This window comes from Oleiphilus sp. HI0117 (genome assembly GCF_001635235.1).
Window position 1 is genome coordinate 1 of sequence record NZ_LWGA01000596.1, and the last position, 661, is coordinate 661.

At 53.6% G+C, this 661-nt stretch carries 1 protein-coding gene; it reads left to right on the plus strand.

Features of this window, described 5'->3' with window-relative positions:
• Positions 1-661, plus strand: a 661-nt coding sequence (locus A3757_RS06650; RefSeq protein WP_197469896.1) for a transposase zinc-binding domain-containing protein, incomplete at both ends; no start/stop codon positions are given.

Below are 661 nucleotides of genomic sequence, written 5' to 3' on the forward strand. Positions count from 1 at the left end.
AACGCCATCAGCCCGAAAAGACGCTCCTCTATCAATTGGTTCAGGAACATTATCCTGTCTTTAAGTCCTCGTTGGAGGGTCAGGGACAAAGCTTGCCTCGTTACGTTCAGAGAGAGTTCGAAGATTTTCTCCAATGTGGTCGGCTGGAATATGGCTTTTTGCGTGTCCGCTGCGAGGATTGCCATCATGAACGATTGGTGGCATTTAGCTGCAAGCGCAGAGGGTTCTGCCCCAGCTGTGGTGCCCGCCGGATGGCGGAGAGTGCCGCGCTCTTGGTGGATGAGGTGTTTCCCAAAGTTCCCATACGCCAGTGGGTGCTGAGCTTTCCCTTCCAGTTACGATTCCTGCTGGCTCGCCATCCAGAGCTGATGGGTAAAGTGTTAGGCATTGTCTACCGCACCGTCTCTACGCATTTAATTAGGCAGGCTGGTTTTACCAAGGCTACCGCACAAACCGGTGCAGTGACGTTGATCCAACGCTTTGGTTCTGCGCTCAACCTTAATGTCCATTACCACATGCTATTTCTCGATGGCGTATACGCCGAAGATACCTATGGCCAACGGCGGTTCCATCGGGTCAAGGCACCCACTCAACATGAACTCAATGCGCTCGTTAACACCCTCAGCCACCGGGTCGCTCGCTGCCTGGAAAAACGCGGTCT